Source organism: Aeromonas sp. 602658, from assembly GCF_049173005.1.
In the GTDB taxonomy this organism is placed as follows: domain Bacteria; phylum Pseudomonadota; class Gammaproteobacteria; order Enterobacterales; family Aeromonadaceae; genus Aeromonas; species Aeromonas veronii_A.
On sequence record NZ_JAAKRF010000015.1, the window covers coordinates 66,043 to 93,001 of the forward strand.

Genomic DNA, 26,959 nt, shown 5'->3' on the forward strand with positions numbered 1-26,959 from the left:
ACGTCAATTCGCAAGGCCCTCCATGTCTACTCAATACAATGCGGATGCCATTGAGGTCCTCAATGGCCTTGAACCGGTGCGTCGCCGCCCCGGCATGTATACCGACACCACCCGGCCCAACCACCTCGGCCAGGAGGTCATCGACAACAGCGTCGATGAAGCGCTGGCAGGTCACGCCCGCAATCTGGAGGTGATCCTGCATGAAGACCAGTCCCTCGAAGTGATCGACGACGGCCGCGGTATGCCGGTCGATATCCACCCGGAAGAGGGTGTCAGCGGGGTGGAGCTAATCCTCTGCAAGCTGCACGCGGGCGGCAAGTTCTCCAACAAGAACTACCAGTTCTCCGGCGGTTTGCACGGGGTGGGTATTTCGGTCGTAAACGCCCTCTCCGATCGGGTCGAGGTGACGGTGCGTCGCGACGGTCAGGTCTACGACATCGCCTTCGAGCGTGGCGAGAAGGTGCAGGAGCTGACCATCACCGGCACTTGCGGCCGTCGCAACACCGGCACCCGGGTGCGCTTCTGGCCGCAGGCGAGCTACTTCGATTCGCCCAAGTTCTCGGTCACCAAGCTGGAGCACCTGCTCAAAGCCAAGGCCGTGCTCTGCCCCGGCCTCACCATCAAGTTCCTCGACAAGAACACCGGCATCAAGCTGGAGTGGTGCTACGAAGATGGCCTCAAGGATTATCTGGTCGATGCGGTCAAGCAGTTCACCTGCCTGCCGGAGCAGCCCTTTATCGGCTCGTTCAGCTCCGAACAATCGGCGGTGGACTGGGCGCTCTGCTGGTTGCCGGAAGGGGGCGAATGCCTCGCCGAATCCTATGTGAACCTCATTCCCACCGCCCAGGGCGGTACTCACGTCAACGGCCTGCGTCAGGGCCTGCTCGACGCCATGCGTGAGTTCTGCGAGTTCCGCAACCTGCTGCCGCGCGGGGTCAAGCTGACTCCGGAAGATATCTGGGATCGCTGCGCCTATATCCTCTCCATCAAGATGCAGGATCCGCAGTTTGCCGGTCAGACCAAGGAGCGACTCTCCTCGCGCCAGAGCTCGGCATTTGTCTCCGGCGTGGTGAAGGATGCCTTCAGCCTCTACCTGAATAGCAACACCGAGCTGGCGGAGCAGATCGCCGAGATCTGCATCAGCAGCGCACAGCGCCGGATGCGCGCCGCCAAGACGGTGGTGCGCAAGAAGATTACCCAAGGCCCGGCGCTGCCCGGCAAGTTGACCGACTGTAACTGCGCCGACCCCATGCAGGGTGAGCTGTTCCTGGTGGAGGGTGACTCCGCGGGCGGCAGTGCCAAGCAGGCGCGGGATCGCGAGTTTCAGGCCATCATGCCGCTGCGCGGCAAGATCCTGAACACCTGGGAGGTTGAGGCCGGTCAGGTGCTCGCCTCGCAGGAGGTGCACGATATTTCCGTGGCCATCGGCCTTGACCCCGATTCCGAGGATCTCAGCGGCCTGCGCTACGGCAAGGTGTGCATCCTCGCGGATGCGGACTCGGACGGTCTGCACATCGCCACCCTGCTCTGCGCCCTGTTCGTGAAGCACTTCCGCACGCTGGTGGAGAAAGGCCACGTCTATGTGGCCATGCCGCCCCTCTACCGGATCGATATCGGTAAAGAGGTCTACTACGCCCTCGACGAGGATGAGAAGAACGGCGTGCTGCAGCGGGTCGAGGCCGAGAAGAAAAAGGGCAAGGTGATGGTGACCCGATTCAAGGGCCTGGGCGAGATGAACCCGAAACAGCTGCGGGAAACCACCATGGATCCCAACACCCGCCGTCTGGTGCAGCTCACCATGGATCCGGCAGGGGAGAGTGAAGGGGATGCGGCTGACGAGACCCTGCAGCTGATGGACATGCTGCTGGCCAAGAAGCGGGCGAGCGATCGTCGCGAATGGCTCGAAGAGAAGGGCAACCTCGCCATCATCTAAGCCGTCGGCCAGCCCTCTCGGGGCTGGCAAGCATTTAGCCGGAGTCGCCCTGAGGCGGCTCCCGAACCGAAAGAGAAAATCACATGAGTGATGCTATCGAGCTCAGTCTGGACGGGGTAGAGCGCCAGCCAATGCGCACCTTTACCGAACAGGCTTACTTGAACTACTCCATGTACGTCATCATGGATCGGGCCCTGCCGCATATCGGCGACGGCCTCAAACCGGTGCAGCGGCGCATCATCTACGCCATGAGCGAGCTGGGTCTGTCGGCGCTCTCCAAGCACAAGAAATCCGCCCGTACCGTGGGTGACGTGCTGGGTAAGTACCACCCCCACGGCGACAGCGCCTGTTATGAAGCCATGGTGCTGATGGCCCAGCCCTTCTCCTACCGCTACCCGCTGGTGGATGGTCAGGGCAACTGGGGGGCGCCGGACGATCCCAAATCCTTCGCCGCCATGCGTTATACCGAGGCGCGGCTGTCGCGCTTCTCCGAGCTGCTGCTCTCCGAGTTGGGACAAGGCACGGTGGAGTGGACGCCGAACTTCGACGGCACCATGAAGGAGCCGGTGGTGCTGCCTGCCCGTCTGCCGCACATCCTGCTCAACGGGGTGACCGGTATCGCGGTGGGCATGGCGACCGACATCCCGCCCCACAACGCGCGGGAAGTGGCCTACGCCTGTGCCGAGCTGCTCGACAACCCCAATGCGGGGCTGGATGTGTTGATGCAGCACATTCAGGGGCCGGACTACCCGACCAACGCCGAGATCATCACCCCGCGCGACGATATCCGCAAAATCTACGAGACCGGCAAGGGCTCCATCAAGCAGCGGGCGGTCTGGAGCGAGGAGGATGGCGACATCGTCATCACAGCGCTGCCCCATCAGGCCTCCGGCGCCAAGATCATGGAGCAGATCGCCGCCCAGATGGTGGCGAAAAAGCTGCCGATGGTGACCGATCTGCGGGATGAATCTGACCACGAGAACCCGACCCGTCTGGTGATCGTGCCGCGCTCCAACCGGGTGGATGTGGAGGGGCTGATGGCCCACCTGTTCGCCACCACGGATCTGGAGAAGAACTACCGGGTCAACCTCAATATCCTCGGCCTCGACAACCGGCCGCAGGTGAAGTGCCTCAAGACCATCCTCAGCGAGTGGATCCAGTTCCGCCGCGAGACGGTGCGTCGCCGCCTGCAGTTCCGCCTCGACAAGGTGCTGGCTCGCCTGCACATCCTCGAAGGCTTGCTGATCGCCTACCTCAACATCGACGAGGTGATCGAGATCATCCGCACCGAGGATGAGCCGGGCAAGGTGATGGTGGAGCGCTTCAACATTACCGAGACCCAGGCCGAAGCAATCCTCGAGCTGAAACTGCGCCATCTGGCCAAGCTCGAAGAGTTCAAGCTGCGTGCCGAACAGAACGAACTGGCCGAAGAGCGCGACAAGCTGGAGCTGATCCTGGGCTCCGAGCGCCGTCTCAACACCCTGCTCAAGAAAGAGCTGCTGGCCGATGCCGAGAAGTACGGCGACGATCGCCGCACCCCGCTGGTGGAGCGTGCCACCGCCGTGGCGCTGACCGAGAAAGAACTGGTGCCGAGCGAGCCGGTCACCGTCATCCTCTCCGACAAGGGGTGGGTGCGCGCCGCCAAGGGCCACGATGTGGATGTCGAGGGGCTCTCCTACAAGGCGGGGGACAACTACCTCACCCACGCCTTTGGCCGCAGCAACCAGCAGGCGGTGTTCCTGTCGAGCTTTGGCCGCACCTACTCGCTGGAGGCGCACACTCTGCCCTCCGCCCGCAGTCAGGGCGAGCCGCTCACCGGCCGCTTTGCGCTGGGTGCCGGTGAAGAGGTGCGTCATCTGGTGATGGGCAACGAAGGCGAGCCGTATCTGATCGCCAGCGACGCCGGTTACGGCTTTGTCTGCACCTATGACGATCTCATCGGCAAGAACAAGAACGGCAAGGCGCTGCTCACTGTGCCGGAAGGGGGTCTGGTGATGGCACCCCAGAAGATTGGCTCGCCGGAGACCGATCTCTGCATGGCCATCTCCAACGAGGGTCGCATGCTGCTGTTCCCGATGAACACCCTGCCGGTGCTCGGCAAGGGCAAGGGCAACAAGCTCATCAGCATCCCCTCTGCTCGCGTGAAGGCGCGGGAGGAGTTTGTGGTGATGGCTGCCGTGATCCCGCAGGGCCAGTCGGTCACCCTGTTTGCCGGCAAGCGCAAACTGACCCTCAAACCCTCTGATCTCGACTACTACCGCGGCGAGCGCGGCCGCCGTGGCGCCAAGCTGCCCCGCGGTTTGCAGCGGGTCGATCGTATCGAGATTGAACCCGCCGCCGGTGCCGAACCGGCTGCCGGAGAAAATCAGGAAGGGTAATTAATATAGAAGGGCGCGAAAGCGCCCTTTCTATCTAATAAAAGCATCGTCGGTAAATCAGTCTATTTTATGCATCTGTCCATCACTAAATATATATAGCGATACATGCCTTACTTCGCTATCAGAATGGATTATCGTTTTTGCTCTTTCAATATGTTCTTTGGGCGAATTTTCACCAAAACATATTGACTTTAAATGATTTTTTTTCAATTTCTTTAGACAGAGAACTTCTTTGTGTTTTGCCACTTCACCTAAGGATAAACTTCCGTAAGGCTCAATAGTTAAACTGCCATCGGAGAGTTCTACATATGAGTGATTATTCTTTAATAAACAATTCCTCAGTTCACTGGATGGTACTCTTGCTCTAATTTCATCAGCTTCATATAGTTTGATAATAAATCTGGACTCTTCCTCATTGCTCCAGCTTGGTTTCTTCCTAGTTAAAGCAGTTTTTATAACATAATCCCACAGATAGGGTAATGACATCCCTTCTGGCGCAAAAGAATCATCATTATATTTTGACTCACAGTATTGCACTTTGTGTAGCATATAGTTTTTACTAAATTCAGAAATATTGTATTCTACACAAACTCCGGCTTGTCCGTCCGCATACATTCCCCACATCATATCATTTGTTGGGTTTGGACAAAGAGATATAACCCCCATATTTTGAATTTCATTATTTATAATGCTTAGCGATATTTCCTTTGCCTCTTTTATTAATTCCTCTTCTGATTTAAGAGGAGTTCTTTTTTTGTACTCATTGATAATGAATTTGAATGCTGGGAGTTCACTAATAAGTTGTGAGTAATCGCTATGCGTTTTTTTCTCATTAGTATCATTTAATAAGCTTACATGTGTCATTCTTAATGAAGGTTCCGTCAGTATTTCATCAAAAAATGAGCTTAAATATTTATACATATAGCTTTCCTATGTAATATATTAATTGTGGATTTAATTGGGCTAAGATAAACATACTCTAAAAAGACAGGGCTTTGAAGCTCCTCTTCGATATGTTGTAAAGCCTGCCATTCTGGTAGGGCCGTAGGTTTGATTAGTGGAGCGTAATCAGGCAATTGCGAAAACCGGTTGCCCCTATCCTGCTGTAGCCCATCTTATCTTCCCGTTTTCCAAACACCAATGGGCAAATGGCGCGGACGATTACGCTGCGCTAATCGACCATACACGCTAAAGTAGCGTAAACAAGACACCGGTTTGAGGCCGGTGTCAGGTGATAACTAGATCTGTACAGGTAATTAATATAGAAGGGCGCGAAAGCGCCCTTTATTATATTGCTCACTATAATTAAAAAATTAAATTAAATTTGCAGCGGTATTTCATTATAAATTAAAAGCAGTATTTCTATATTGGTTGTTTATGAATGCTTATGTAACCAAACCATATAAAAATGAGGCTGCCATTGAAACTATCAGTGCAATAACAACTCCCCATCTAATATTCTCTTGTAAATTATACCGCTGTAAACCCTGTCCTATTGCAAATGTTGCAATAGGACATATATGGTTTTTAAAAGCCGTGAGTATCTTGTGTAAATAATATATAAAGATAAAGAATAGAGTAGTAATCCCTAAAAGGGTTATGGCTTCCATAAATGTTACTACTTTTTTCTTATCTGACTCAGGAATCATGAGGGTAATGAGCATTCCACCTATCGCTAAGAGTATGCATAATAAGATAGATATATCTATACGGCTTGCCTTTGAGTACCATGGTTTCAATCCATTGATGATCTCTGGTATTTCAGATGCTACCTTTGCAACAATTTCATCATTACCTGATGACGAAATGGATACTGGATTATACTGGCTATCACTCAACTCAACTCTCGTTATATTAGCACAGTCAAAAGAAACGGCTTTAAATTCAATCTGCAGAAACTTCTTACTATTGGAGTTTTCAAAGCTTAAGAGCTCTGACAACGAGTCAACTTCTCTAACTACAGAATCACTAAATGTAACACTTGCGGTTACTGATTTATTGTAGCTTTCCAGCTTTGTCCAAATTTTCGTTGTGTCTTCAGCCTTTAATATAAAAGCATGTTTTTCCGACTTCCTAAATGTTGATTGCAATGGTGCCTCCTATGCTTTAAGTACATATTATTTAGTGCTGAAGAAATTGTAAACGTATCTTTGGCCCCTATAGCGGATTATATATCTAATTAGTGAAGGGCTGTAGGTCTGATTAGCGAAGCGTAATCAGACGATCGCGAAAACCGGTTGCCGTAATTCTGCTGGTGCTCCAGCTGATCTCTTCTCTATGTCTATAGCCACCGAGATTGCGGTGTGGACGATTACGCTTCGCTAATCGACCCTACTTCTCTCTGTTTTCTTTAACGTTCTGCTGCATGTCGATGGTTTGCTCCCCTCATCCCCGACTCTTCTCCCCTTATCTATGGCAAAGAGTGGGAGCAGGGAGCAGAGATCGCAGCCATTGATAGTGACCGTGGTATGGCGTGATAGCTAAGCGTGACAGCTTCGGCTACAGAGTGGCAGGTGCTGATCCCCTCTCCCTTTGGGAGAGGGTTAGGGTGAGGGGAGCCGACGATAGGGGTAAACACCATAGCAAGCGCAAGGTTGCCAACCTGAAAAAGAGCTATCCATCCCGCCAAAAGAGAGGGCCCCGCCATCCATGATGGCGGGGCCCCTTGCATTATCAGCTGCGTTGCCGATTCAACCGTTCGCACTGGCAGGGGCCACTGAAATGGCTGGCCCGAACCCGATTAGACAGGAATGGCTGTCGCTGCCGGTGACGGGGTGATTTTGGAGGCGATCAGCTGGCGCAAGCGGGGCACCAGCAGGAGCAACACCACGCCGCCTGCCAGCGAACCCCAGCCGAGCATATTGAATACCGAGCTGTAACCCGGGTTGGTGGCGACCGGGGTGCTGCCGATATTTTGCGGCATGGCGCCGGAGACATAGCCCGCCAGCACCGAGGCGATGCCGGTCACCATCATCCAGCAGCCCATCATCAAGCCTTGCAGGCTGGCGGGGGCCAGCTTGCCGATCATGGCGTAACCGATGGGGGAGATAAGCAGCTCGCCAAAGCTCTGCAGCACATAGCTGATGGCGATCCACTTGAAGGCGACCAGCCCGTCGGCCCCCGCCAGATGGATGCCGAGCGGCAGCACCAGCATGCCGAGCCCCATGCAGAACAGGGAGGCGGCAAACTGGGAGGGGATGTCGATATTCCAGCCCTGTTCACGCAGTCGCTTGAACAGCAGCGCCATCAGGGGGCCACCGATGACGATGACGAGGGTGTTGATGTTCTGGATCCACTGGGGGGCGACCCGCAGCCCGAACACATTGAGGTTGATGTTGTGCTCGGAGAAGAGCATCAGCCCCATGGGCGCCAGCTGGTAGAGCGACCAGAAGATGAGGGAGCCGAGGGCGAGGATCAGGTAGGCCACCATGCGGCTGCGCTCGGCGGCGTCCGGGTGGCGGGCGGTCATAACGCAGAGCAGCACCAGCACTACAGCGCCCAGGATCAGCACGAAGCTGCCGCTGAAGCTGGCGTGGGTCAGCAGCAGGCGCAGCGCCGGCACCAGCATGGCCAGAATGGCGATACCGGCCAGCATGCGGCGGTAGAAGCCGCTCCCTTTGACATGGCGCAGTGGAGTGCTGATATCCGCCAGAATCGGCCAGCAGGCGAAGGTGGCGATGATGGCGATGATGTTGCCCAGCGTCGCAAACAGGAACAGGGTGCGGTAATCCTCGGTGAGCTGGAAGTAGCCCGCCACCGTGAAGCCGATAAAGAAGCCCAGATTCATCCCGGCGTAGTTCCACAGGAAGGCGCTCTCGCGGCGGTGATCATCCGGAGCGAAGCGCTGGGTCAGCATCATGTTGAGGCAGGTGACGTTGAGGCCGCTGCCGGTGAGGAACATGGCGAGTCCCCAGTAGAGGCCGGTGATCCCCATCTCGGCGATGAAGTAGCAGCCGATCACCTGCAGCACCATCCCCATCACGAACAGGTTGCGGTTGCTGAGGTAGCGTCCGCCGAGATAACCGCCAAACAGGTGCAGGCCATAGTTGAAGGCCCCGAAGACCCCCATCATGGCGTTGGCCTGGGATTCACTGAAGCCGAGCCGCTTGGTGGCGTAGAGCACCAGCGTGGAGTAGAGCACGGCAAACCCCAGGGTCGAGAAGGTCTGGATAAAGAACAGCGCCCCGGAGCCGGGGAGAATGGTGGGGTGTTGATTCGAAGCGCTCACGGTCTGTCTCCTGTGAGAGAAGAAAGTCATAACTCGTCCTGAGAGCGTACCGGTCTGCTGCCGGCTAGCCTTGTGCGCTTCCATGCTGGTCTAAAGGCCGGTCTGTCATTTAGCGGCCAAGCGGTGCAAATAGCCATACCTGAAATTTAATCCGGCGCGATTAATTGCTTTTTATTGATCTATTCCGCCTTTTTATGCGGTTTTTGTTTCAGGGATGCTGGCGCTGGCAGGGCTGCAATCATATTGAGAGGGGTTAAACGGAGCCTTTTATGGCCTTGACTGATTTAATAGTGAGATCGCCATCCCGCTTTTGGCTGCCTTTTCGCCATCGCCGCCGACATGTTGAGTGGTAGCTTATTTATTCAGTTTCACCCGTTGAGTGAATAAATATTGAAAATAAAGGCTTGATCAGAGCCTGATGGTGTGGGGGATTGTTGAGCGTTTCATCGCAGGGGAATAATATATATTCTTGTTGTAATAACGTGGTAAATATTAGTTTCGACAGATAGGTGACTTAAGATAGCCTGATAATATATCAACCAGAGCATTTTGGAGCTGTAAATCGTGATGCTATCTTTTAGGGAAATATATTTCCTTTGCTTGCCTTTAGTATTTCCCTCAGAGATAAAATCTGATTATGGTGAGAAAAGCTCGTAGTCCGGTGTGATAATAGAACCTTTCCGATAGGTCATATACACAATGGTTCCTTCCTCATCGACCATGGCATATGGCCATTTTCCGTTGGCTCCGTACATGGCCACATAGAGTGGGTTGAAATAATCTTGAGTCTGCCCACCCGGGTCATACGGGAGTCGAACATGATAGATTGGATATTTACCATCGTTACATAACTCGACTCTCTTTAATATAACGCCTCGTTCCAGTAATACCTTTCTGGTCGGATGTTGCCAATTTCCAAAATCTACATTTTTACAATTATTGGCGACTTCTTTATAAAGGCGGGTATCTGACAGTAGCGGAGTATTGGCGCTGATAAGCATTAAAAGTGGCAGCAGCATAAAAATCTGACCTGTATTATGACCGGTTTATTCAGCCCTGAATCAGGGGCGCAGTATAGCTGCGAACAAGGTTTGAATGAAGCCATCTGAACTGGTTGCATCCCGATTTGTTACGTCAATCGTGGGGGCTGATGACGTAGATATAACAACGCCCGGCGGGCCGGGCGTTGGGTTATCCCACATTGGGGGCAACAACAGAGGCGGCGAAGCGTGCCCTAGAAGTTGTGGTAGAGCGGCCAGCCGAGCAGCGGGTGCTTGAGACCGGCGCGCATCTCGACGTTGTCGAGCTTCTCCGGCGAGGCGTTCTCTTTTTGCAGCAGCTGGTACTGGCGCACAAAGCCGAGGGTGTGCAGCAGATTGGGCACAAAGCCCGGGCTCAGCTCCTGGCGCAGGGCGGCGGCCATGTCGGCGGGCAGCGCGTTCAGCATCAGGGCGAGCTGAGCGGCGAGGTAGTCGGTGTCGTACCAGCTCTCGTCGAGCTCAATCTCCCGCGCCAGCTTGCGCTTGAGATCCTGCTTCACCTTGAGCGGGGCGGCGCCACTGCCCTTGCCGCAGAGGATGCGGTAGAGCAGCGCTTCGGCCAGCTTGTCCTCCATGGTGGGGTGGTCGCTCTCGCAGGCGAAAAAGTGCTGGTCGATGAGCTCCATCAGGCGGCTCTTGTTGTGCTCGGTCAGCGCCTTCTCGTACTCTTGCCACCCTTGCCACTCCTCCACATCGGGCGGGCTCGAGATCTTGTCCAGCAGGCGCGCATCCACGTCACCGTAGAGGCTGTTGCCAGCCTGTTTGGGGCTGACGGTAATGAGCATCGACCAGCCCTTCTGGAAGGGCTTGATGGGGCCTTCCGGCGCCTGCAGCAGCGCCAGCGCCTTGGCCGGATCCCGCGCCGAGAGCTCCTGCAGGCCGAGGCTCACCACGCCGATGACGTCGTGGGCGGCCTGCTCCAGCAGGTGTATCTTGTACTTGTTGTAGTACTTGTCGGCGAATTTGAGGCTCATCAGCACCGCCTTGCCCTTGATGGCGGCCAGCTGCTGCTGACTCAAGAGTTCGTTGTCGCGGCCAAAGCGCAGCACCTGGGTCAGAAAGGGGCCCTGGTTGGCATCGCGAATGACTAACTGCATGAATGGGCTCCTTAATCCAGAAAGCTGAACATGTCGTCGACGTCGCCGTACTCGTCTTCCTCGACCTTGTTCTTCTCTTTGGCCTGCATCACCAGCTCGGCGGCAAACTTGTTGATGATGCCATCCCAGGTTGAGTGCTCGTTGCGCAGCAGCGCCTTGATGGCTTTCTCCACCTCGGGGGTCAGCTCGCGAATGAGCATCAAGAGGCTGCGCGGGTCATCCAGCGCGTAGTCGTGGAGATCCTCGCTCTGCTGGCGTTCGCTGTAACGCTGGGACTCTTCAAGATCTTCCTCTTCGGCATGTAACACGTCTCGATAGCCTTCGTCCTCTTCATAGCGATCGCCGCGATAGAACTCGATAAAGGGGATGGCGAGGTAGAAGAGACCGGCCGGATCTTCGGCCACGCACTCGAGGATCTCGCGCTGCTTGGCTTCGCTATCCTGGGTGCGGATCAGGTAGTTGAGGAAGTCGAAGGTGTGCTGTTGCAGCTCATCGGCGTTGTTCTTGATCGCCTCTTCCCAGTAGAGCGGCTGCTGGCAGACGATGTCGCGGATCCGCTCCGGGGTCATCAGCTCGGAGATGATGGAGGGGAAGGAGATATCGTGCTGGCCGTTGATCTGGGTCAGGGTAACGATATCAATGTTTTCAATCACTTCTGCCAGCTGGTCGTCAGACATGGTCTTGGCGATCAGCTCGAACTTCTCGCTGGCCTGCTTCGGCTCGATAACGGCCAGCTCTTTGATCTCGATGGCGGTAATTTCTATCAGACTGTTGCTCATGCCTTGCCCCAATTAGAAACGGACTTCGTCGTACATATCCTGATCGCCGTCGTCATCACCATAGCGGTTACTGCCGCCATGGTAGTCGGCGTCGGCATCTTCCCCGTCTTCATCTTCTTCGTCGCGCAGCTCATAGTCGTCATCGCCGCGGTGGCTACCGCGCGGCAGCGGGTTGTCGAGCAGGAACAGCACGGCGCAGGCTTCCATCAGCTGATCTTCGCTCTGGGCCCGCACCGCCTTGACCAGCGGCAGGGCGGCGTTGTTGAAGCCGACGCTCACCTTGAACTCGTCCCAGCTTGGCTGCTCGCCGCTGGCGAGCCACTTGTTCCACTGCGACTTGGCCTTTGCCGGGAACTGCACCCGGCCATAGAGGGCCAGCGGCAGATACTCGGGCATAAACTCCAGCATGCTCATGTCGGCCAGCAGCAGGCTCTTCATCTGGTCGGTGAACTGTTCCAGCCCCTTGGGGTCGTCCTGATCCCGGTAGGATCCGATGTTTTCGCTGGCATCGCTTTGCAGCGACTTGAGCCGCGCCTGGTCCCATCTCTTTTGCATAGTTGCTCTTTCTGCCTGCTGTTTCAGGGGTAGAACTGATCCCACATCTCCTGCATGGCGGAGGCGGGGTCGGTCACGATGACGTTGTTGAAATCCTTGATAAAGGCGGCCCGCTGTTTCGGATCGGACAGCACTTCATAGGCCTGCTTTACCTGGTGCAGCTTGATGGCTGCCTGCTCTTTCTCTTCTTCACTGGCCCCGTGCAGCTTGTCGGGGTGGTACTGGTTCGACAGCCGACGATAGGCTTTCTTGATGTCGTTTTCGCTGGCGTTGGACTTGACGCCCAGCACCCGAAAGTAGTTGTTCATGGCAGATCCTGCATCACTGGCATCATAGGATTCACGCTGCGAGTGCCTGATGGTGGGGATTGGCAAACCAGGCACGGCAAAAACCCGTCATTTTAACGGAAACAGCCCGCCAACGCGATGAGTTGGGCGATCAATTAACGGGCGAAATGAAGAGGGGTCAGTTGAGCGTCTATTGTTGCCAGTCGGTCTGGCCAGTGCAAGGGCGGCAGGGCAAAAGCGATGAAAAAACGGGCAGGAAAGGCATGGGCGGCAGGCCGGGGCGAGGCTGCCGCCGCAGGGGTTACTCCTCCCAGAAGGAGGCGGAGGTGTGGTAGATCATCTTCTTGCTCATCCCGCCATCGACCACCAGATTGGCACCGTTGATAAAGTCGTTCTGGGGATCCGCCAGAAAGAGGCAAGCGCGGGTGATGTCGTCGGGGCGCCCGACCCGGCCGCTCGGGTGCTGGCGGTGATCCGCCTCGGTCAGGGTGTGGTAATCCTCCGCCTGGATCCAGCCCGGACTGATGGCATTGACCGTGACGGGGTAGTCGGCCAGTGAGTTGGCGAGGGACTGGGTGAGGGCGACCAGCGCCCCCTTGGAGGCGCCATAGGCATCCCAACCCGGCTCGTTCTGCTGCCAGCGGGTGGAGGCAATATTGATGATACGGCCATAGGGCAACCCGCGGTTGGCCTGCACAAAGGCGCGGGCGCAGAGCATGGCGCCGCGCACATTGACCGTCATCACCTGATCGAACTGGGCTGCGCTCAGATCCTCGAAGCGGGTGTGGAACTTGCTGATGGCGCCGTTGTTGATCAGCAGATGGATGCCGCCATGCTGCGCGCTAACCTCGGCAAAGAGCCGCACGATGGCCTGCTCATCGCGCAAGTCGAGGGGATGAAAGTGGATCTCGGGATGGTCGAAAGCGTGAGGGGCCAGATCGGTGGCGATCACCCGATAACCCGCCTCGGCCAGCCCGATGCAGAGCTGGCGGCCAATCCCGCCAGCGGCGCCGGTGACCAGTGCAATTTGGGGTTGGTTGGTCTGCTCGTTCATTGTGCTGCTCCATTGCGCGCCCGCAGCACCTTGATGAGAGCCGAGACCTCCTGCTGACCAAATCCTTGCGCCACCCCTTCCTCAAACAGATCGGCGGCAAAGCGCGGGAAGCTGCTGTCGATCCCGGCATCGGTGGCGTGACCGGCGAGGCGGCTGATGGCGGCGCTCCAGGTTTTCAGGCTGGCGTAGGGGTGATCGAAATCGCCGCTCGCCAGCGTCTTGCCAAGGTGGGCCACATCGCCCCCCAAAATCGGCGACAGCTCGCTGAACTGGGCGCACACCTTGGCTACCGGCAACCCTTCCGCCTCGCAGATCAGCGCGCCGTGCAGAGCACCGAGCAGGCCACCGGCAAAGTAGGCGGCGACGGCACAATCTTGCGCCGCGGCGGCGCCAACCGCCTCGGCCACATGGTTGAGGGTTGGGGCGAGCAGGCGCAGCACCGGCTCGGCCTCGCTAAAGGCAGCGCTGGCACCGGAGCAGATGATGCTGGCATCAGTGGTGCCGATCTGATCCGGGAAGCAGAGGATGGCGCCATCGAGATAGCGGGCGCCGCGGGCGTGGCACCAGCTCTCCAGCGCTCTGGCCCCCTGCGGACTGCCGGTGGAGAGCTGCACCAGCAGCTTGCCCGCCACCGCATCGCTCGCCTCGTCCAGCAACTGCTGGCTGACGGCGTAGTTATCGACGCAGACAAGGGTGATATCACTTGCGGCGATGGCTGCGTCAACCGAGGGGGCGAGTGTTGCACCCAGCGCTTGCAGCGGGGCTGCCTTGGCGGCGCTGCGATTCCAGACGGTGACCGGATGGCCCGCCTTGAGCAATGTGGTGGCGAGGGCGGAGCCCATGGCCCCGAGGCCGATGACAGATAGATGGCGCATGATGGCTCCTGACAGTGTTGATAGACGCTGATATAGAAAATTGGGATGCCTTGTGGCAGGTAAGTCACTATATTTGCCCCGTGTCGCCGTGAAAAATGGCTTTTATGACTGTCTGGTATAGGTGAATTCTATGGATGTGCGAACCTTGCGTGCGTTTGTGGCTGTCTTCGAGGAGCGCAACATCACGGCGGCCGCCACCCGCCTTTTCATTACCCAGCCCACCCTCTCCACCACCATCAAGACGCTGGAGGATGAGCTGGGGGTGACCCTGTTTGTGCGGCAGGCGCGCGGGGTGGAGGGGACCGAAGCGGCGCACCGGCTCTATCCCCGCGCCAAGCGGCTGATCGCCGATACCGACTCTCTCGCCCGCGAGTTTCGTGAAACCTCCCCCTGTCTCGAGCTGACGGTGGGGATTGAGGCAGACCTTGGCGATGGCGTGGTGGGGGCGCTGGTGCAAGGGGCGCTCGCCCACGAGGAGATCCTGCTGACTCTGGAGGAGGGGGGCTGTGGCGATGTGCGGCTAGGGTGTGAATCCCTGCGTTGCGGTGACGAGCTCTTTATCCCCCTGCTGGAGGAGGAGTTTGTGCTGGTGCTGCCGCCGGATCACCCGCTGACGGGCAAGGGATCGCTCACCCCGGATGCGCTGGCGGACGAGCCTTGGGTCACCTGCCCGCGCCATGACTCTCACCTGCGGCTGATCGCCATTCTCGGCAATCAGGCGCCCCTCTATCCACGGCGGGCGGGGTCGCTGCGACTGGCGGCGACTATGGTGGCCGCCGGGGCGGGGATCGCCTGGTTGCCTCGTTCCCTCTGTCCGCACGGCTGTACGGTCGCCGAGCTGGCGGCCTCTTCCTTCAAGCGGCGGGTGGGGCTCTGCTACGCCCCCGATGCGTTGCGCTCGGCGGCGGTGACCGCCCTGCTGGCTCAGGTGCGCGGGATGCAGCTCCCCGCCTGATGTCAGGATAAAAATGTCGGCATAAAAAAGGGCCATCCGGTGGGATGGCCCTGTTGAAGGCAATGTTGTTGCGTGGCTAGAGCGACGCCCACCAGAGCCGCAGCTGCAGGCCCCACTTCGAGCTCCAGCCGGTGGTGCTGCTCACAAGCGTCCCATCCTTGATGACGAGAAAAGTCGGGGTGACCCCCACCTGCCACTGGGCGGCCAGCGCTCCCGACTCGTCGTTGTGGGTCGGGAAGGTGAGCCCCTTCTTGCTCATCCCCTTGGCTAACTGTTCCGAATTACCGGAGCGCAGCGCCACCGTCAGCACGTTTTCACCCTCCTGCCACAGCTGCTGTACCGCCGGGGTGGTGAAACGGCAGACACCGCACCAGCTGGCCCAGTAGTAGACCAGCAGCGGCTTGCCCTGACTCAGGGTGGCGAGATCCGTGCTGCTGCCATTCTGCAGGGTGACGGGGGCGCTCATCGCCCCCTCTGGCAGGGTTGGGCTGCGCCACAGATCGAGCAGGGTCGAGATGATCAGCGCCATCAGCAGCAGCCAGAGCGCCTCCTTGCCCCAGCGGCGCCAGCGGGGTTGAGGATTGGTGGCCATCCCTTACCCCTGCTTGGCCAGTTCGGCCTGCACCAGTTGCTCCAGCTCCTCATAGGGGATGGCGCCCGGTACCAGCTGGTTGCCGATAAGCGTCGCCGGTGTGCCCTGTACCCCCAGAATGGTGCCGATGCGCAGGCTGTTGCGCAGCTCCTCGGTCGCCTTGGCGGCCGGTTTGAGCGCGGTGTTGCCGGTGGCGGCCAGCGCCTTGTTGATGTCCGCCTCGGTCAGCATCCCCTGCTTGCTCATCAGCTTGTCGTGCAGGGTGAGGAAGCGAGCGGGATCCTGTTGCCACAGGGTCAGGCTGTATTGGGCCGCCTTGGCGGAGGTCTGCCCCTTGAACGGCAGCAGCTTGATCACCAGTCCCAGATCGTCCGGATAGGCCTTGAGCAGCTTGGTCAGCTGGGGATCGAACTGCTTGCAGTAGGGGCAGTTGTAGTCGGTGAACAGCACCAGCGTCAGCTTGGGGTTCTTGGCGCCGAGGCGCGGGCTGGTGGCGCTGTTGAACAGCACATCCTTGTTGCCCTTGATGAAGTTGCCAAGCTGCGCCTCCTGGGCTGCCGCGTTCTGTTTCTCCCAGGATTCGGCGGCCTCGTCGAGGATCTTGGGGTTGGCGATCAGGGTCTCGCGGATCAGCTCCTTGATGCGCGCTTCTTGCTCCGGGGTGAAGGGGGCGGCGTGCAGGGCCGGAGCCAGCAGGGCTGCGGAAAGGGAGGCCAGCAGGGTCAGGGCGCTCAGAGTCGGTTTCATGGTTACTCCTTAAAATCGGGTGGTGCCAGCCTGAAGCAGGCCAGCCTTGTGCAATGTGGTCAGCAGATCGTCCTTGTCGAGCAGGGGTGACAGCGTGACCCCCTGCGGCAACTCCGGGCCGTAAATCTGGTTGAAGGGAACCGCAGCCGCGCCCCGCTTACGCAGGAAGGCGGCGATGGTGTCGCTTGGTTTGCTCCAGTCGCCGCGCAGGGCCACCACATCGGGGGCCGAGAGGGCCTGTTGCACCTCATCGCGCAGCAACACGTTGTATTTGTTGGCCTTGCAGGTGACGCACCAGTCGGCGGTGACATCGATAAAGACCCGCTTGTTCTGGGCCAGCGCATCTGTGATGGCGCGTTCAGAGAGCGGCTGCCAGACCACCTTGTCAACACTGGCCGAGCCCTGCGCGCTAAAGGCGCCGCTCAGCAGCAGGGGGCTGCCAATCAGGGCGGTGAGGGCGATCGCCAGCGTGAAGCCGCGGATGCCGTAACGCCAGATGATGCCAGCCAGCAGTGCCAGCAGCATGGCAGCCATCAGCCAGCCGGTGGCATAGCTGCCGAGATGGTTGTCGAGCAGGCTGGTGAGCCAGAGGCTGGAGCCCAGCATCATCAGGCCGAGCAGGATGCGCAGATGGTTCATCCAGCGCCCCGGTTTCGGCAACCAGAGGGCGAGCCGTGGCAGGGCTGCCACCAGCAGCCAGGGCAGGCTCATGCCAATCCCCAATGCCGTGAAGATCAGCCAGAGCTGGCCGATCGGCGCCGCCAGCGCAAAGGCCACTGCAGTGCCGAGAAAGGGTGCCGAGCAGGGGGTCGCCAGCAGAGTGGCGAAGCTCCCTTGCAGGAAGTGACCGCCGAGGCCGTTGCCGCCGCTGGTGGCGAGGCGGGTGCAGAGGGCGCTGGGCAGGCGGATCTCGAACAGCCCCAACAGGTTGGCGCAAAACAGCAGGGTGACCAGCACCATCAAGCCGATAAAACCGGCGCTCTGGAACTGGATGCCCCAGCCGACGGCCCCTTGCGTGGCGCGCAGCAGGCTGCTCATGGCCGCCAGCACCCAGAAGGAGGCGATGATCCCGGCGCTGGCGGCGAGGAACTGCTTGCGCACCGCTCCCTGTTCACGCTTCTGATGTTGCAACACAGTTCCCAGCTTGAGCGCCAGCACCGGCAGCACGCAGGGCATCAGGTTGAGGATCAGGCCGCCGAGCAGCGCTGCTCCCAGCAACCAGAACAGCGAATGACTCTGGCCGGGCATTGCGAGTGGCGCGCCGATCGTCCCCTTGCCCTGCCACGCCTGCTCGCCACTGGTGAGCAGCAGGCCGAGGGATTGGCCGCGCAGATCCGGCGCATCCCCCTGCCAACCATCGCTCACCGGCACCCGGGCGATCAGGGTGTTGCCCTCGACCTCAAGCGCCGGTTTGCCAAATTCGGCACCCTCCAGAGCGTCGATAAAGAGCGCTGGTGATTGCCAACCTTCTGCCCGCTCGGCGCGCAGTTGCAGCTGGTTGTGCTGATAACCGAGCTCGACCCGGGTTGCGGCAGGCAATTGCTGGGGCAGGGTACTCATCGCCTTCGCCCAGGCAAAATCGAAGTCGGCCGGGGCCTGCCCATCCACCGAGAGGGTGAAGGGAAAGTCGGTCAGGATGCAGACATTGCTGCAGGTGGAGAGGCGTAGAGTCCCCTTGAGCGGTTGCCCGGCGGGATAGTTGAGGCTCAGAGGGAAGGTCACCTCACCCTGATAACCCTGGGTGTTGAGCCCGGCTACCTCGAAGTGGCGTGGCACCGGCCAGCGCCACTGAAAGGCACCGACCGGCTCGTCCCACAGGATCTGGGGGGCAATGCCCCCTTCGCCCGGGCTGTGCCAGTAGGTTTTCCAGCCTGACTCCAGCTCGACATCGAGCAGGATGCGGGTCTGATCTGCCGTGCTGCGGTCGGCCTGCAGCCGTACCCGGGCGTGATCATTCTGTGGGCTGGTGAGCCAGCCCGTGTCGCTGGCCAATCCCATGGATTGCCACAGCAGACCGCCCAGTAGCAGGGCCGCCTTGAAGAGATTCGACATCTTTTTGGTCTCGCAAAAATTGAGTGACAGCTAACGAAAGAACGCTGCCGAACTCATTCCCGCCAGACGCAGAGGGTGAGGTGCAGACGCCGCTCGGGCGGCGAGATGACTCTGGGAGGGGGCAGTGGCGGTGTGTAGCGCCAAAGGGGAGCCAGCAGGGCGATCAGCACGGCCACGGCAAAGAAGAGCTGTTCGACGCAGAGCAGGGTGGCGGCGCTTAGCCACTTGCCGTTGAGCTGGCAGCTGGTGGGCTGCGGGCTGGCCGGTTTGGCATCCTCTTGATCCGTTGCCGAGCCTGGAACGGGCAGTGTCTGACAGCTGAGGGCGTGATCGAGCAGGGCAAGCCGGGCCAGCGGCTGGGCCGCACAATTGAGCACCAGCAGGCAGACCAGCAGCAGGAGATGTTTCGCTACCCGTTGTTGCAACATCATGTTCGCCCCGTCCATCAAGATGGGGCCATCCTAACGACCAATGACGGGTGGGGCAAGTCGGCGGCGTATTGATGAGCAGTACTGTGGGTGGCGCGACGGGGAGGGTGGTCGGTTCTGTTTGGCGAACGCTTGTTCGCTAAAAGGGGGATCAGTATACTGCGCCGAGTTAAAACTCGAGGTGTTCGATGCTCAAAATTGCCCGTGTGCTGCTGCTTGGTCTGCTGCTCATTTTCTGGTTCCTGTTCGGCCTGCTGCTCTGTCTGGCTCGTCCGCGCCATCCCAACAACGTCTATGTCTTCGCCCGCATGTATCACGCGGTCTGCCCGCTGATCGGGCTGCGAGTCAAGGTGACGGTGGCCGACGAGGTCAAATCGGTCGGCCCGGCGGTCTACGTCTGCAACCACCAGAGCAACTTCGACATCTTCACCGTGACCGGTGCGGTGCAGCCCGGTGTGGTGGCGGTGGGCAAGAAGAGCCTGCTCTGGCTGCCGCTGTTCGGCCTCATCTTCTGGCTTTCCGGCAACGTGCTGATCGACCGCTCCAACCGCTCCCGTGCCATCGGCACCATAGGTCAGGTGGTGGATCGCATCAAGAACCGCGGCACCTCCATCTGGATGTTCCCGGAAGGGACACGCTCCCAGGGACGTGGCCTGCTGCCATTCAAGGCGGGCGCTTTCCACACTGCGGTACAGGCTGAAGTGCCCGTGGTGCCCATCGTCTGCTCCAGCTACTTCGGTCAGGTCGACCTCAATCGCTGGGACAACGGCGAAGTGCTGGTGGAAGTGATGGCGCCGGTCTGCAGCAAGGAGCACGGTGCCAGCGGCATTCGCGATCTCTCCGACACCTGCCGCGCCCGGATGGAGGCCAAGCTGGCCGAACTGGACAGCAAGCTGGGCCACAGCCACGCCGCCTGACGGATAGCGCAGACGAATCGACAAGGGAGCCAGAGGCTCCCTTTTTTGTTGGTGAAAATCACCACCTGGTTGGCTATTTTCACCAATAAACCCTTCTTGAATTTCCTCATTAAATTCCCATCTATATGTAAAACAACAATAATTTTTCTTGGTACGGCTCTTGTAATGCTATGGGAAGAGATAGCCATCCCATCAACAAGGAGCCAGACCATGAGCGTATTCAGCCGCCTGACTGACGTGATAAATGCCAACCTGCACAGCCTGCTCGACAAGAGTGAAGAGCCGGAGAAGATGCTGCGCCTGATGATCGAAGAGATGGAGCAGGTGCAGGTCGAGATGCGAACCCAGGCCGCCCGCGTGATTGCCGAACAGAAGCAGCTGGAGCGTCACCAGCAGGCGTTGCAGGCGCAGATCCTGGAGTGGTCGGCCAAGGCCGAGCTCGCCATCCAGAAGGGACGTGAGGATCTGGCCCGCGCCGCCCTCACCGAGAAGCTGGCGGAGGTCAAAAAATGTGAACAGCTGGAGCAGGACAAGGCTCGGGTGGCCGAGGTGCTGGCCCAGCTCACCGCCGACAGCGAGCGGCTGGCAGCCAAGCTGACCGAGGCGCGCGAGAAGCAGAAACTGCTGACCCTGCGCGAGCAGACGGCCCACAGCCGCATTCGTGCTCGCGCCCAGGTGGACAACCAGCGGATGCATGAGCTGATGGCGCGCTTTGATGGTTTTCAGGGCCGGGTCGATCAGCTGGAAGCCCAGCTGGAGGCGGCCACCTTGGGGCAGAATCCCTCGCTGGAGGCCCAGTTCCGCGAGCTGGAGCTCAATGACGAGATCGAGCGCGAGCTGGCTCGCCTCAAAGGCCAGAAGGCGGAGGTGTAATCATGAGCCCCTGGCCCAAGGATCTGGTGCATCGCAAGCTGACCGGGGTCTGCGCCGGGATTGCCAGGCGGTTGGGGGTCTCCAGAGTCACGGTGCGGGTGGTGGCCCTGCTCGCCCTGATCCTGGTGCCGCCGCTGGCTCTGGCTGCCTATCTGCTGGCGGTGCTGGTGATGCCGCCCCGTTATGAATTGAAACGCTGGCTGGATTGACCCAAGGGTTGATCAGCCGGCAGACAAGGTACTGATAAGGAGCAAGTTATGCTGGAATTTTTCATCTTGCTGGTGGTGCTGCTGGTCATGGCACTGACCGGTTTTACCCTGGTAGCCATGTTGCTGGTGAGCGGCCTGTTCGTGCTGCTTGGGGCACTGGGCGGCATGCTTGCTCTGATCATCAAGCTGGCCCCCTGGTTGCTGCTGGTGCTGGCGGTTTGCTGGCTGATCAGCAACCGCAGCAAGCGTTCCAATACCTACCTCTAACCCGCCTGAGGTTGTGCAAGACGTTGTGTGATGCTCCCTGATTTCCCCTTTCCGGCCACTCATCGAGTGGCCTTTTTTTGCCTGTCGTCCTCAAGGCTGGGTGGCTGCGGGTAACCACTGGGGGCTCCAGCTCTGCCAGAGTGCCGGGCTGTGGATCAGCTGCTCCTTGAAGGATTTCGGCTGCTGCTTGAGGCGATATTCGATGCGCAGGGCTGCCCCCTTCTCGCCGACTTCCTGTTGCCACACCAGCGTCAGTGGCCCCTTGCCGCGCAGGGCGCGAGCGCCCTTGCCACTCTGGTGCTGGCGCAGGCGGCGCAGCGGATCCGTGCTGATCCCGGTATAGAGCAGGCCGGTGGCGGTACGCACCATATAGACAGACCAGCGGGAAGGGGCGGATGGTTGCGGCGCTGGAGTGGTGGTCGCGGGTTCTCTCATTCAAATTCTCTGTGCCAAACTCAGAGGCAGCTCAAGGAGGTGCGATGAGAGTCTGGTTTTGGTTGTGGTTACTGTTGTCGGTCCCGGCTCTGGGGGAGACGATCCGTCTCTACGATTACCATCAGCATCCGCCCTTCAATACCGGAGTGGATGCAGGGCTGAGCCGCGAGCTGGTCAAGTATCTCAATGAAAAGTTGGGGGGGGAACCCAGAATCGAGCTCTGGCTGGTTAATCGCGCCCGGCTGGCGCTGGAGATGGCGGATCCCGACTTTGATGGCCTGGTGGTCTGGGTCAATCCCGCCTGGGTAGGGGATCCCCATCGCGAGCGTTATCTCTGGACCTTTCCGGTGATGCGCGACACCAACGAGCTAATCTCGAACATCGACAAGCCGATCACCTATCGCGGACCCGACTCCCTCAAGGGATTGGTGTTCGGCGGGGTGGAGGGCTACCGCTATCAGGGGATCGACGATGCGGCAGCAAGGGGAGAGCTGGAGCGTCACGATGCCAAGAAGGTGAAGACCAATCTTGAGCTGCTGGTGCGCGGCCGCATCGATGTGACCATGGTGCCTGGCTCCGCGCTGGGCTTTTTCATCGACTCAAACCACTATCAGGGCAAGCTGTTTATCTCGCCATTCCCCCAATCCAGCTATACCCGCCATATCCTGCTGCCCAAATCTCGCCCAGAGCTGCATGCCACCCTCAACGACATCGCCGAGCAGATGGACAAGGATCCCCGCTGGCACAAGGTGCTGGAGTCCTATCGCGGTAAGCCCTGAGGGCGGCGCTTGAGTCGGTGCAGCGGCAACAGGCTCACCAGCAGACCTGCCCAGACAAAGGCGAAACCGACCGCCTTGATGGGGTCCGGCGCCTCACCAAACCAGTAGATGGCAAGCAGGAAGGCGAGGCTGGGCTCGATATATTGCAGCAGCCCCACCGTGCTCATCCGGGTTCTCGCCACCGCATAGCAGAAGAGCCCCACCGGCAGCAGAGTAGCGGGCGCACTGCCCATCAGCAGCAGCTTGTCGGCCAAATCCCCGTTCACGAATGCCCCTTCCCCGTGCCACGCCAGTGTGCCGATGATGATCAGCGCGACGGGCAGTTGCACCATGGCTTCCAGATAGAGGCTGGTGCCGGTGTCGTAGTGGATCTTCTTCTTGATAAGGCCATAGCAGGCGAAGTTGGCCCCCATGATGAGGGAGAACCAGGGGAGTTGGCCGTAGCAGAAGAGCATGTAGGCGAGCCCCGCTAGTGCCAGGGCGACCGCCAGATGCTTTTGCGGGGTGAGTCGCTCTTTGAGGAAGATGACGGCGAATACGATATTGAACAGCGGGGTCATAAAGAAGGCGAGGCTGGTGGTCAGCACTTGCCCGGTAGTGAGGCACCAGGTGAACATGCACCAGCTGATGGACATCACGGGGCCCGCCAGCAGAATGAGGCCGAGCTGGCGCGGCTCGCTGCGCAGTTGTGCCCAGGGCACCTTGTGGCCAAGCAGCAAAAACAGGGCACCCAGCAGCACCACAGACCAGAGCACCCGGTGGGAGATCAGCTCCCACATGTTGACCTCAGGCATGAATTGATAATAGAGCGGCAGCATCCCCCACAGGATGAAGGAGAGGGTCGCGGTGCCGGTACCTAGCCAGTTTTTCATTATTGTCCGTTTATTAAATTAAACACTCATGGCGATAGTAGGGGGCGCGCCCTGTTTCCACAAGAGGGAAAACAGGGAAATGCTGTTACTATCAACGTCATGCAGCGAATCGATAAGTTGTTTGAGCAAATCAGGGCCTGCCGTCTGTGTGAGGCTCATCTGCCGCTGGGGCCTCGTCCGGTGATCCGCGGGGCCGAGAGTGCCCGCTTGCTGATCATCGGTCAGGCGCCCGGCACCCGGGTGCATGCCAGCGGTATCCCGTGGGATGACCCCTCCGGTGACAGGCTGCGTCAGTGGCTCGGGGTCGATAAGGCCACCTTTTACGACGAATCCCGCATCGCCATCATGCCGATGGGGCTCTGTTATCCCGGCAGGGGAAAATCCGGCGATCTGCCGCCGCGCCCAGAATGTGCGCCCACCTGGCACGACAAGGTATTGATGCTGTTGCCCAATATCGAACTGACCCTGCTGATCGGCCAGTATGCACAAGCCCATTACCTGCGGGGAGCTGCCAAGGGATCGCTCACCGACACGGTGCGCAGCTGGGCTGACTATGGCCCAGGCTGGCTGCCGTTGCCTCACCCTTCACCGCGCAACACCCTCTGGCTCAAAAAGAATCCCTGGTTCGAGCAGGAGGTCATCCCTCATCTGCAGCAAAGGGTCGCCCCTTTGCTGAAACGACCCTGAGTATTAGACCGCTGGCTCGGCCAGCGGCTTTGGCTTGCTGCGCGCCATGGCGATAAGCGGCAGGACGATACAGATACAGCCCAGCAGCAGCGGCAGACCCGGCTGCTCGTCAAACAGCCATACCCCGATGGCTACCGCCATCAGCAGACCGGTGTACTCCGCCGAGGCGATCTTGCTCGCCTCCGCCTTGCGATAGGCCACCACGCACAATCCCGCATAGACCATGATCAGCGCCGAGGAGCCGAAGGCGGGCCACCACATCTGCCACTGCCAGTCGCCCCCTTCCCACAAGGCCAGCGCGAGAATGAAGGGCATGCTCAGCACGTTGGTGAAAAACAGGGTCTGGGCGATGGGCTGCTTAAGCGGGATCCGCTTGATCAGCAGATTGTTGAGCGCCATCGACAGCGCCACCCCGAGCGCCGCCAGCGCGGCCCAGTTCACTTCGGTCGGGCGCAGCACGATCAGTACCCCGATAAACCCGATAACAGCGGTCAGCACCTTCTGGCGCGAGATCGCTTCCCCCGCCATCCACACTGCCAGCGGCACCATCATCAGGGGGGCGGCATAGAAGAGGGCATTGGCAGTGGCGAGCGGCAAGCGGGTGAGGGCCACCACCATCAGGCAGACGCCGACCGCCCAAATATGGGCCCGCAGCAGGTGCCACTTGATGGCCACCGGTGGGTTGCGGCGCCATGACCAGAGCAGCCAGGGCATCAGCAGAATGGCGGCCGAGAGCTGGCGGAAAAAGACAAACTGGAAGATGGGCTGATCCGGCTCCAGCACCTTGACCAGCGCATCGGAAAAAACCGCCACCATATTGCCCAGCACTAGATAAAGGATGCCGATCCCTACTGCATTCATACCACCTCCCACTTCAGATGAGCGGAGGGTAGCGTGCCGGTTGATATCCAGTAAAATGATAAAAAATGACCACTCATGAGATATTTAGATAATGAAGCTTCCTCCCCTGCGTGCGGTGCAATATTTCGAGGTGGTGGCCCGGCTGCTCAGCTTCTCTCGTGCCGCCCTTGAATTGAACGTCAGTCAGAGTGCGGTCAGCCACCAGATCCGCCTGCTGGAGGATTTTCTGGGTGAGCGCTTGCTGCTGCGTCAGGGGCGGCTGCTCTCGCTGACAACCCAGGGGGAGAGTTATTTCGAGGGAATTGCCGCCGGGCTCAGCCAGATTGCCCAGAGCAGCGAACAGTTGCGCGGGGGCGGCGAGATGCGAGTCCGGCTCGCGGTCTACAGCTCGTTTGCGGTGAAGTGGCTGATCCCGCGGTTGGCTGGATTGCGCCAGCTCTACCCCGAGCTGGATTTGAGTCTGGAGATGGTGGCGGAAGACCCCGAACTCTCCGATAGAGTGGCGGACTGCTTTATCACAGTCTCACCCCACGGGCGTGGCTATTGCCACGATCTTATCTATCAGGAGCGGCTCTTTCCGGTCTGCAGTCGCCGTCTGTTGCAGCAGGTCAGCGGTGAGTGGCCTGAGGCCATCTGGCAGCTGCCGCTGCTGTCGGTGCAGTCCATTTACAAGGCGCGGGGCGAGGATTGGCAGCGCTGGGCCAAGGCGGGCGGGCTGGTGATCCCGGACGAGGCGCGGATGCACCATTTCAGCCATGTGCTGCTGGCGATGGAGGCGGCGGCCTGGGATCAGGGGGTGGCGTTCGTGAATGACTACATGCTGCGGCCCGATGATCCCCAGCTGGTGGCCTTGCCGGTACACCAGCTGGAGACGGGGGATGCCTTCTACTTTACCTGCAAGCGCTCGCGGGCCCATGAGCCCGCCATCAGCCGGTTGCGCCAGTGGCTGATGATGGAGACACGCCAGAGCATGCCGCTCTAGCCTGCACCGTTACGCTCTCTTGAACTGGCTCAGCACAAACAGGCTGGTGGCACAGACGACGACCGAAGGCCCAGCTGGGGTGTCCTGATACCAGGAGAGGGTCAATCCACCCAGCACGGCGAGACAGCCAATCAGCGCGGCAAAGCCGGCCATCTGCTCCGGCGTCTGGCTGAAGCGGCGGGCGGTAGCGGCGGGGATTATCAGCAGGGAGGTGATGATCAGCGCCCCGACAAACTTCATCGCCACGGCAATCACCAGCCCGATCAGCAGCATCAATACACAGCGCAGCACATCGACCCGGATCCCCTCTACTCGTGCCAGCTCTTCCGAGATGGTCATGGAGAGCAGGGGATCCCACAGTCGCCACAGGGTGAGCAGTACCAGCGCGCCACCGCCGTAGATCCAGAGCAGGTCCATCGGTTGTACCGAGAGCAGGTCGCCAAACAGGTAGGCCATCAGATCCACCCGCACGTTATCCATAAAACTCAAGGTAACCAGACCGAGGGACAGGGCACTGTGGGCCAGAATGCCGAGCAGGGTATCGGTGGCCACCTGCTGGTTGCGACTCATGATCACCAGCAGCATCGCCATGGCGAGGCAGCAGACCACCACCGCCAGGGTGAGATCGACCTGCAGCAGGATGCCCAGCGCGATGCCGAACAGGCAGGCGTGGGAGAGGGTGTCGCCAAAGTAGGCCATCTTGCGCCATACCACGAAGCTACCTAGGGGGCCGGCCAGCAGGGCAATGCCGAGACCGGCCGCGAGGGCGTATAACAGAAAGCTGTCCACTTGAATGTCCTGTTGCTTGCGCTATTTACTGTGAGCGTTGTTGCGAGAAGGCAGGCGGATGACGGGGGCCTGCGGTTCATGATGATGGTGTTCGCCGTCGCAGTGGTGATGGTGGGTATAGACCGCCAGCACCTCCTGCTCCGGGCGCCCGAACAGGCGGGCAAATTCGGGATGGCGGGCCACGCTTTCCGGCTCGCCATGGCAGCAGACGTGGCGATTGAGGCAGATCACCTCGTGGGTGCTGGCCATCACCAGATGCAGGTCGTGGGAGACCATCAGCACGGCGCA

General features: G+C 59.3%; 28 protein-coding genes and 1 pseudogene. 10 read left to right on the top strand and 19 right to left on the bottom strand.

What is annotated here, in order from left to right; genetic code table 11:
• The first annotated feature begins 22 nt into the window (after nt 1-22).
• Together parE and parC are read left to right on the top strand one after the other, a co-directional pair.
• On the top strand, nt 23-1,933 hold the full coding sequence (gene parE, locus G5253_RS12500; protein WP_167557663.1) for a DNA topoisomerase IV subunit B: 1,911 nt from the start codon (nt 23-25) through the stop codon (nt 1,931-1,933).
• 83 nt (nt 1,934-2,016) lie between these two features.
• Nucleotides 2,017-4,311: a DNA topoisomerase IV subunit A gene (gene parC, locus G5253_RS12505; RefSeq protein ID WP_069554656.1), complete on the top strand. Its 2,295-nt coding sequence runs from the start codon at nt 2,017-2,019 to the stop codon at nt 4,309-4,311.
• A gap of 57 nt (nt 4,312-4,368) precedes the next feature.
• Here the strand turns inward: parC and G5253_RS12510 are convergent, their stop codons facing one another.
• The 10 genes from G5253_RS12510 to G5253_RS12555 all read right to left on the bottom strand — a co-directional run bounded on the left by G5253_RS12510 (nt 4,369) and on the right by G5253_RS12555 (nt 14,226).
• Complete coding sequence (locus G5253_RS12510; protein ID WP_421203419.1) at nt 4,369-5,232, bottom strand: DUF2971 domain-containing protein; 864 nt, start codon at nt 5,230-5,232, stop codon at nt 4,369-4,371.
• A gap of 464 nt (nt 5,233-5,696) precedes the next feature.
• Nucleotides 5,697-6,401, bottom strand: a complete 705-nt coding sequence (locus G5253_RS12515) for a hypothetical protein (protein ID WP_167557660.1) — start codon at nt 6,399-6,401, stop codon at nt 5,697-5,699.
• Between the two features lie 650 nt (nt 6,402-7,051).
• Nucleotides 7,052-8,539, bottom strand: a complete 1,488-nt coding sequence (locus G5253_RS12520) for a peptide MFS transporter (RefSeq protein ID WP_266135326.1) — start codon at nt 8,537-8,539, stop codon at nt 7,052-7,054.
• Nucleotides 8,540-9,174: 635 nt separating this feature from the next.
• On the bottom strand, nt 9,175-9,558 hold the full coding sequence (locus G5253_RS12525; protein ID WP_266135327.1) for a hypothetical protein: 384 nt from the start codon (nt 9,556-9,558) through the stop codon (nt 9,175-9,177).
• A 215-nt stretch (nt 9,559-9,773) separates the two neighbouring features.
• Nucleotides 9,774-10,676 (bottom strand): cold adaptation protein AtcC, encoded by a 903-nt coding sequence (gene atcC / locus G5253_RS12530; protein ID WP_266135328.1) that lies wholly within the window; start codon nt 10,674-10,676, stop codon nt 9,774-9,776.
• Nucleotides 10,677-10,687: 11 nt separating this feature from the next.
• On the bottom strand, nt 10,688-11,455 hold the full coding sequence (gene atcB, locus G5253_RS12535) for a cold adaptation protein AtcB (RefSeq protein WP_266135329.1): 768 nt from the start codon (nt 11,453-11,455) through the stop codon (nt 10,688-10,690).
• 12 nt (nt 11,456-11,467) lie between these two features.
• Nucleotides 11,468-12,010, bottom strand: coding sequence for a cold adaptation protein AtcA (gene atcA, locus G5253_RS12540; RefSeq protein WP_266135330.1), 543 nt, complete (start codon nt 12,008-12,010; stop codon nt 11,468-11,470).
• 23 nt (nt 12,011-12,033) lie between these two features.
• Nucleotides 12,034-12,318: a DnaJ domain-containing protein gene (locus G5253_RS12545; protein WP_005343121.1), complete on the bottom strand. Its 285-nt coding sequence runs from the start codon at nt 12,316-12,318 to the stop codon at nt 12,034-12,036.
• Between the two features lie 280 nt (nt 12,319-12,598).
• Nucleotides 12,599-13,351 carry an SDR family NAD(P)-dependent oxidoreductase gene (locus tag G5253_RS12550; RefSeq protein WP_266135331.1) on the bottom strand — a complete coding sequence of 251 codons (753 nt, stop codon included), beginning with the start codon at nt 13,349-13,351 and terminating at the stop codon, nt 12,599-12,601.
• Nucleotides 13,348-14,226 (bottom strand): NAD(P)-dependent oxidoreductase, encoded by an 879-nt coding sequence (locus tag G5253_RS12555; protein WP_266135332.1) that lies wholly within the window; start codon nt 14,224-14,226, stop codon nt 13,348-13,350. The genes G5253_RS12550 and G5253_RS12555 overlap by 4 nt, the downstream gene beginning before the upstream one ends.
• 130 nt (nt 14,227-14,356) lie before the next feature.
• Here G5253_RS12555 and G5253_RS12560 point away from each other — a divergent pair, with 130 nt between their 5' ends.
• Nucleotides 14,357-15,181 (top strand): LysR family transcriptional regulator, encoded by an 825-nt coding sequence (locus G5253_RS12560; RefSeq protein WP_266135333.1) that lies wholly within the window; start codon nt 14,357-14,359, stop codon nt 15,179-15,181.
• A 76-nt stretch (nt 15,182-15,257) separates the two neighbouring features.
• Here the strand turns inward: G5253_RS12560 and G5253_RS12565 are convergent, their stop codons facing one another.
• The 4 genes from G5253_RS12565 to G5253_RS12580 are packed head-to-tail and all read right to left on the bottom strand — an operon-like array spanning nt 15,258 to nt 19,003.
• Nucleotides 15,258-15,773, bottom strand: a complete 516-nt coding sequence (locus G5253_RS12565; RefSeq protein WP_266135334.1) for a protein disulfide oxidoreductase — start codon at nt 15,771-15,773, stop codon at nt 15,258-15,260.
• Nucleotides 15,774-15,776: 3 nt separating this feature from the next.
• The gene (locus G5253_RS12570; RefSeq protein WP_064341631.1) at nt 15,777-16,520 is read right to left on the bottom strand and encodes a DsbA family protein; all 744 of its coding nucleotides are present in this window, start codon (nt 16,518-16,520) and stop codon (nt 15,777-15,779) included.
• A 9-nt stretch (nt 16,521-16,529) separates the two neighbouring features.
• Entirely contained in the window at nt 16,530-18,572 is a 2,043-nt protein-coding gene (locus tag G5253_RS12575; RefSeq protein ID WP_266135335.1) for a protein-disulfide reductase DsbD family protein, read from the bottom strand.
• A 53-nt stretch (nt 18,573-18,625) separates the two neighbouring features.
• On the bottom strand, nt 18,626-19,003 hold the full coding sequence (locus G5253_RS12580; RefSeq protein WP_266135336.1) for a hypothetical protein: 378 nt from the start codon (nt 19,001-19,003) through the stop codon (nt 18,626-18,628).
• A 185-nt stretch (nt 19,004-19,188) separates the two neighbouring features.
• Here G5253_RS12580 and G5253_RS12585 point away from each other — a divergent pair, with 185 nt between their 5' ends.
• From G5253_RS12585 to pspG, 4 genes are all read left to right on the top strand, one after another.
• A complete protein-coding gene (locus G5253_RS12585) occupies nt 19,189-19,917 on the top strand; it encodes a 1-acylglycerol-3-phosphate O-acyltransferase (RefSeq protein ID WP_266135337.1) in 729 nt (242 codons plus the stop codon).
• A gap of 210 nt (nt 19,918-20,127) precedes the next feature.
• On the top strand, nt 20,128-20,790 hold the full coding sequence (gene pspA / locus G5253_RS12590; RefSeq protein ID WP_019446683.1) for a phage shock protein PspA: 663 nt from the start codon (nt 20,128-20,130) through the stop codon (nt 20,788-20,790).
• 2 nt (nt 20,791-20,792) lie between these two features.
• On the top strand, nt 20,793-20,999 hold the full coding sequence (locus tag G5253_RS12595) for a PspC domain-containing protein (protein WP_266135338.1): 207 nt from the start codon (nt 20,793-20,795) through the stop codon (nt 20,997-20,999).
• 48 nt (nt 21,000-21,047) lie between these two features.
• The gene (pspG, locus tag G5253_RS12600) at nt 21,048-21,266 is read left to right on the top strand and encodes an envelope stress response protein PspG (protein ID WP_005335871.1); all 219 of its coding nucleotides are present in this window, start codon (nt 21,048-21,050) and stop codon (nt 21,264-21,266) included.
• A gap of 90 nt (nt 21,267-21,356) precedes the next feature.
• On the opposite strand, the gene G5253_RS12605 is transcribed toward pspG, so the two are convergent.
• Complete coding sequence (locus G5253_RS12605) at nt 21,357-21,701, bottom strand: GIY-YIG nuclease family protein (protein WP_139735541.1); 345 nt, start codon at nt 21,699-21,701, stop codon at nt 21,357-21,359.
• A gap of 44 nt (nt 21,702-21,745) precedes the next feature.
• On the opposite strand from G5253_RS12605, the gene G5253_RS12610 reads away from it, so the two are divergent.
• Nucleotides 21,746-22,480, top strand: a complete 735-nt coding sequence (locus G5253_RS12610; protein WP_216952096.1) for a substrate-binding periplasmic protein — start codon at nt 21,746-21,748, stop codon at nt 22,478-22,480.
• On the opposite strand, the gene rarD is transcribed toward G5253_RS12610, so the two are convergent.
• Nucleotides 22,462-23,352 carry an EamA family transporter RarD gene (gene rarD, locus G5253_RS12615; RefSeq protein ID WP_216979526.1) on the bottom strand — a complete coding sequence of 297 codons (891 nt, stop codon included), beginning with the start codon at nt 23,350-23,352 and terminating at the stop codon, nt 22,462-22,464. The genes G5253_RS12610 and rarD overlap by 19 nt on opposite strands.
• A 99-nt stretch (nt 23,353-23,451) precedes the next feature.
• On the opposite strand from rarD, the gene G5253_RS12620 reads away from it, so the two are divergent.
• Nucleotides 23,452-24,039: a uracil-DNA glycosylase family protein gene (locus G5253_RS12620; RefSeq protein ID WP_043826081.1), complete on the top strand. Its 588-nt coding sequence runs from the start codon at nt 23,452-23,454 to the stop codon at nt 24,037-24,039.
• 3 nt (nt 24,040-24,042) lie between these two features.
• Here G5253_RS12620 and G5253_RS12625 read toward each other — a convergent pair whose 3' ends face one another.
• Nucleotides 24,043-24,900 (bottom strand): DMT family transporter, encoded by an 858-nt coding sequence (locus G5253_RS12625; RefSeq protein ID WP_040067030.1) that lies wholly within the window; start codon nt 24,898-24,900, stop codon nt 24,043-24,045.
• 91 nt (nt 24,901-24,991) lie between these two features.
• On the opposite strand from G5253_RS12625, the gene G5253_RS12630 reads away from it, so the two are divergent.
• Nucleotides 24,992-25,882: a LysR substrate-binding domain-containing protein gene (locus G5253_RS12630; RefSeq protein WP_075116033.1), complete on the top strand. Its 891-nt coding sequence runs from the start codon at nt 24,992-24,994 to the stop codon at nt 25,880-25,882.
• Between the two features lie 9 nt (nt 25,883-25,891).
• On the opposite strand, the gene znuB is transcribed toward G5253_RS12630, so the two are convergent.
• Both znuB and znuC read right to left on the bottom strand, forming a co-directional pair.
• The gene (gene znuB, locus G5253_RS12635; RefSeq protein ID WP_005354863.1) at nt 25,892-26,671 is read right to left on the bottom strand and encodes a zinc ABC transporter permease subunit ZnuB; all 780 of its coding nucleotides are present in this window, start codon (nt 26,669-26,671) and stop codon (nt 25,892-25,894) included.
• Nucleotides 26,672-26,692: 21 nt separating this feature from the next.
• Nucleotides 26,693-26,959: pseudogene (znuC, locus tag G5253_RS12640) on the bottom strand (zinc ABC transporter ATP-binding protein ZnuC); the annotation flags it as partial.

What these genes read in the sequence shown, in the direction of transcription:
- parE (WP_167557663.1), top strand. Translation starts at nt 23, where the DNA reads ATGTCTACTCAATACAATGCGGATGCCATTGAGGTCCTCAATGGCCTT.
- parC (WP_069554656.1), top strand. Translation starts at nt 2,017, where the DNA reads ATGAGTGATGCTATCGAGCTCAGTCTGGACGGGGTAGAGCGCCAGCCA.
- G5253_RS12510 (WP_421203419.1), bottom strand. Translation starts at nt 5,232, where the DNA reads ATGTATAAATATTTAAGCTCATTTTTTGATGAAATACTGACGGAACCT.
- G5253_RS12525 (WP_266135327.1), bottom strand. Translation starts at nt 9,558, where the DNA reads ATGCTGCTGCCACTTTTAATGCTTATCAGCGCCAATACTCCGCTACTG.
- atcC (WP_266135328.1), bottom strand. Translation starts at nt 10,676, where the DNA reads ATGCAGTTAGTCATTCGCGATGCCAACCAGGGCCCCTTTCTGACCCAG.
- atcB (WP_266135329.1), bottom strand. Translation starts at nt 11,455, where the DNA reads ATGAGCAACAGTCTGATAGAAATTACCGCCATCGAGATCAAAGAGCTG.
- atcA (WP_266135330.1), bottom strand. Translation starts at nt 12,010, where the DNA reads ATGCAAAAGAGATGGGACCAGGCGCGGCTCAAGTCGCTGCAAAGCGAT.
- G5253_RS12545 (WP_005343121.1), bottom strand. Translation starts at nt 12,318, where the DNA reads ATGAACAACTACTTTCGGGTGCTGGGCGTCAAGTCCAACGCCAGCGAA.
- G5253_RS12550 (WP_266135331.1), bottom strand. Translation starts at nt 13,351, where the DNA reads ATGAACGAGCAGACCAACCAACCCCAAATTGCACTGGTCACCGGCGCC.
- G5253_RS12555 (WP_266135332.1), bottom strand. Translation starts at nt 14,226, where the DNA reads ATGCGCCATCTATCTGTCATCGGCCTCGGGGCCATGGGCTCCGCCCTC.
- G5253_RS12560 (WP_266135333.1), top strand. Translation starts at nt 14,357, where the DNA reads ATGGATGTGCGAACCTTGCGTGCGTTTGTGGCTGTCTTCGAGGAGCGC.
- G5253_RS12565 (WP_266135334.1), bottom strand. Translation starts at nt 15,773, where the DNA reads ATGGCCACCAATCCTCAACCCCGCTGGCGCCGCTGGGGCAAGGAGGCG.
- G5253_RS12570 (WP_064341631.1), bottom strand. Translation starts at nt 16,520, where the DNA reads ATGAAACCGACTCTGAGCGCCCTGACCCTGCTGGCCTCCCTTTCCGCA.
- G5253_RS12575 (WP_266135335.1), bottom strand. Translation starts at nt 18,572, where the DNA reads ATGTCGAATCTCTTCAAGGCGGCCCTGCTACTGGGCGGTCTGCTGTGG.
- G5253_RS12580 (WP_266135336.1), bottom strand. Translation starts at nt 19,003, where the DNA reads ATGATGTTGCAACAACGGGTAGCGAAACATCTCCTGCTGCTGGTCTGC.
- G5253_RS12585 (WP_266135337.1), top strand. Translation starts at nt 19,189, where the DNA reads ATGCTCAAAATTGCCCGTGTGCTGCTGCTTGGTCTGCTGCTCATTTTC.
- pspA (WP_019446683.1), top strand. Translation starts at nt 20,128, where the DNA reads ATGAGCGTATTCAGCCGCCTGACTGACGTGATAAATGCCAACCTGCAC.
- G5253_RS12595 (WP_266135338.1), top strand. Translation starts at nt 20,793, where the DNA reads ATGAGCCCCTGGCCCAAGGATCTGGTGCATCGCAAGCTGACCGGGGTC.
- pspG (WP_005335871.1), top strand. Translation starts at nt 21,048, where the DNA reads ATGCTGGAATTTTTCATCTTGCTGGTGGTGCTGCTGGTCATGGCACTG.
- G5253_RS12605 (WP_139735541.1), bottom strand. Translation starts at nt 21,701, where the DNA reads ATGAGAGAACCCGCGACCACCACTCCAGCGCCGCAACCATCCGCCCCT.
- G5253_RS12610 (WP_216952096.1), top strand. Translation starts at nt 21,746, where the DNA reads ATGAGAGTCTGGTTTTGGTTGTGGTTACTGTTGTCGGTCCCGGCTCTG.
- rarD (WP_216979526.1), bottom strand. Translation starts at nt 23,352, where the DNA reads ATGAAAAACTGGCTAGGTACCGGCACCGCGACCCTCTCCTTCATCCTG.
- G5253_RS12620 (WP_043826081.1), top strand. Translation starts at nt 23,452, where the DNA reads ATGCAGCGAATCGATAAGTTGTTTGAGCAAATCAGGGCCTGCCGTCTG.
- G5253_RS12625 (WP_040067030.1), bottom strand. Translation starts at nt 24,900, where the DNA reads ATGAATGCAGTAGGGATCGGCATCCTTTATCTAGTGCTGGGCAATATG.
- G5253_RS12630 (WP_075116033.1), top strand. Translation starts at nt 24,992, where the DNA reads ATGAAGCTTCCTCCCCTGCGTGCGGTGCAATATTTCGAGGTGGTGGCC.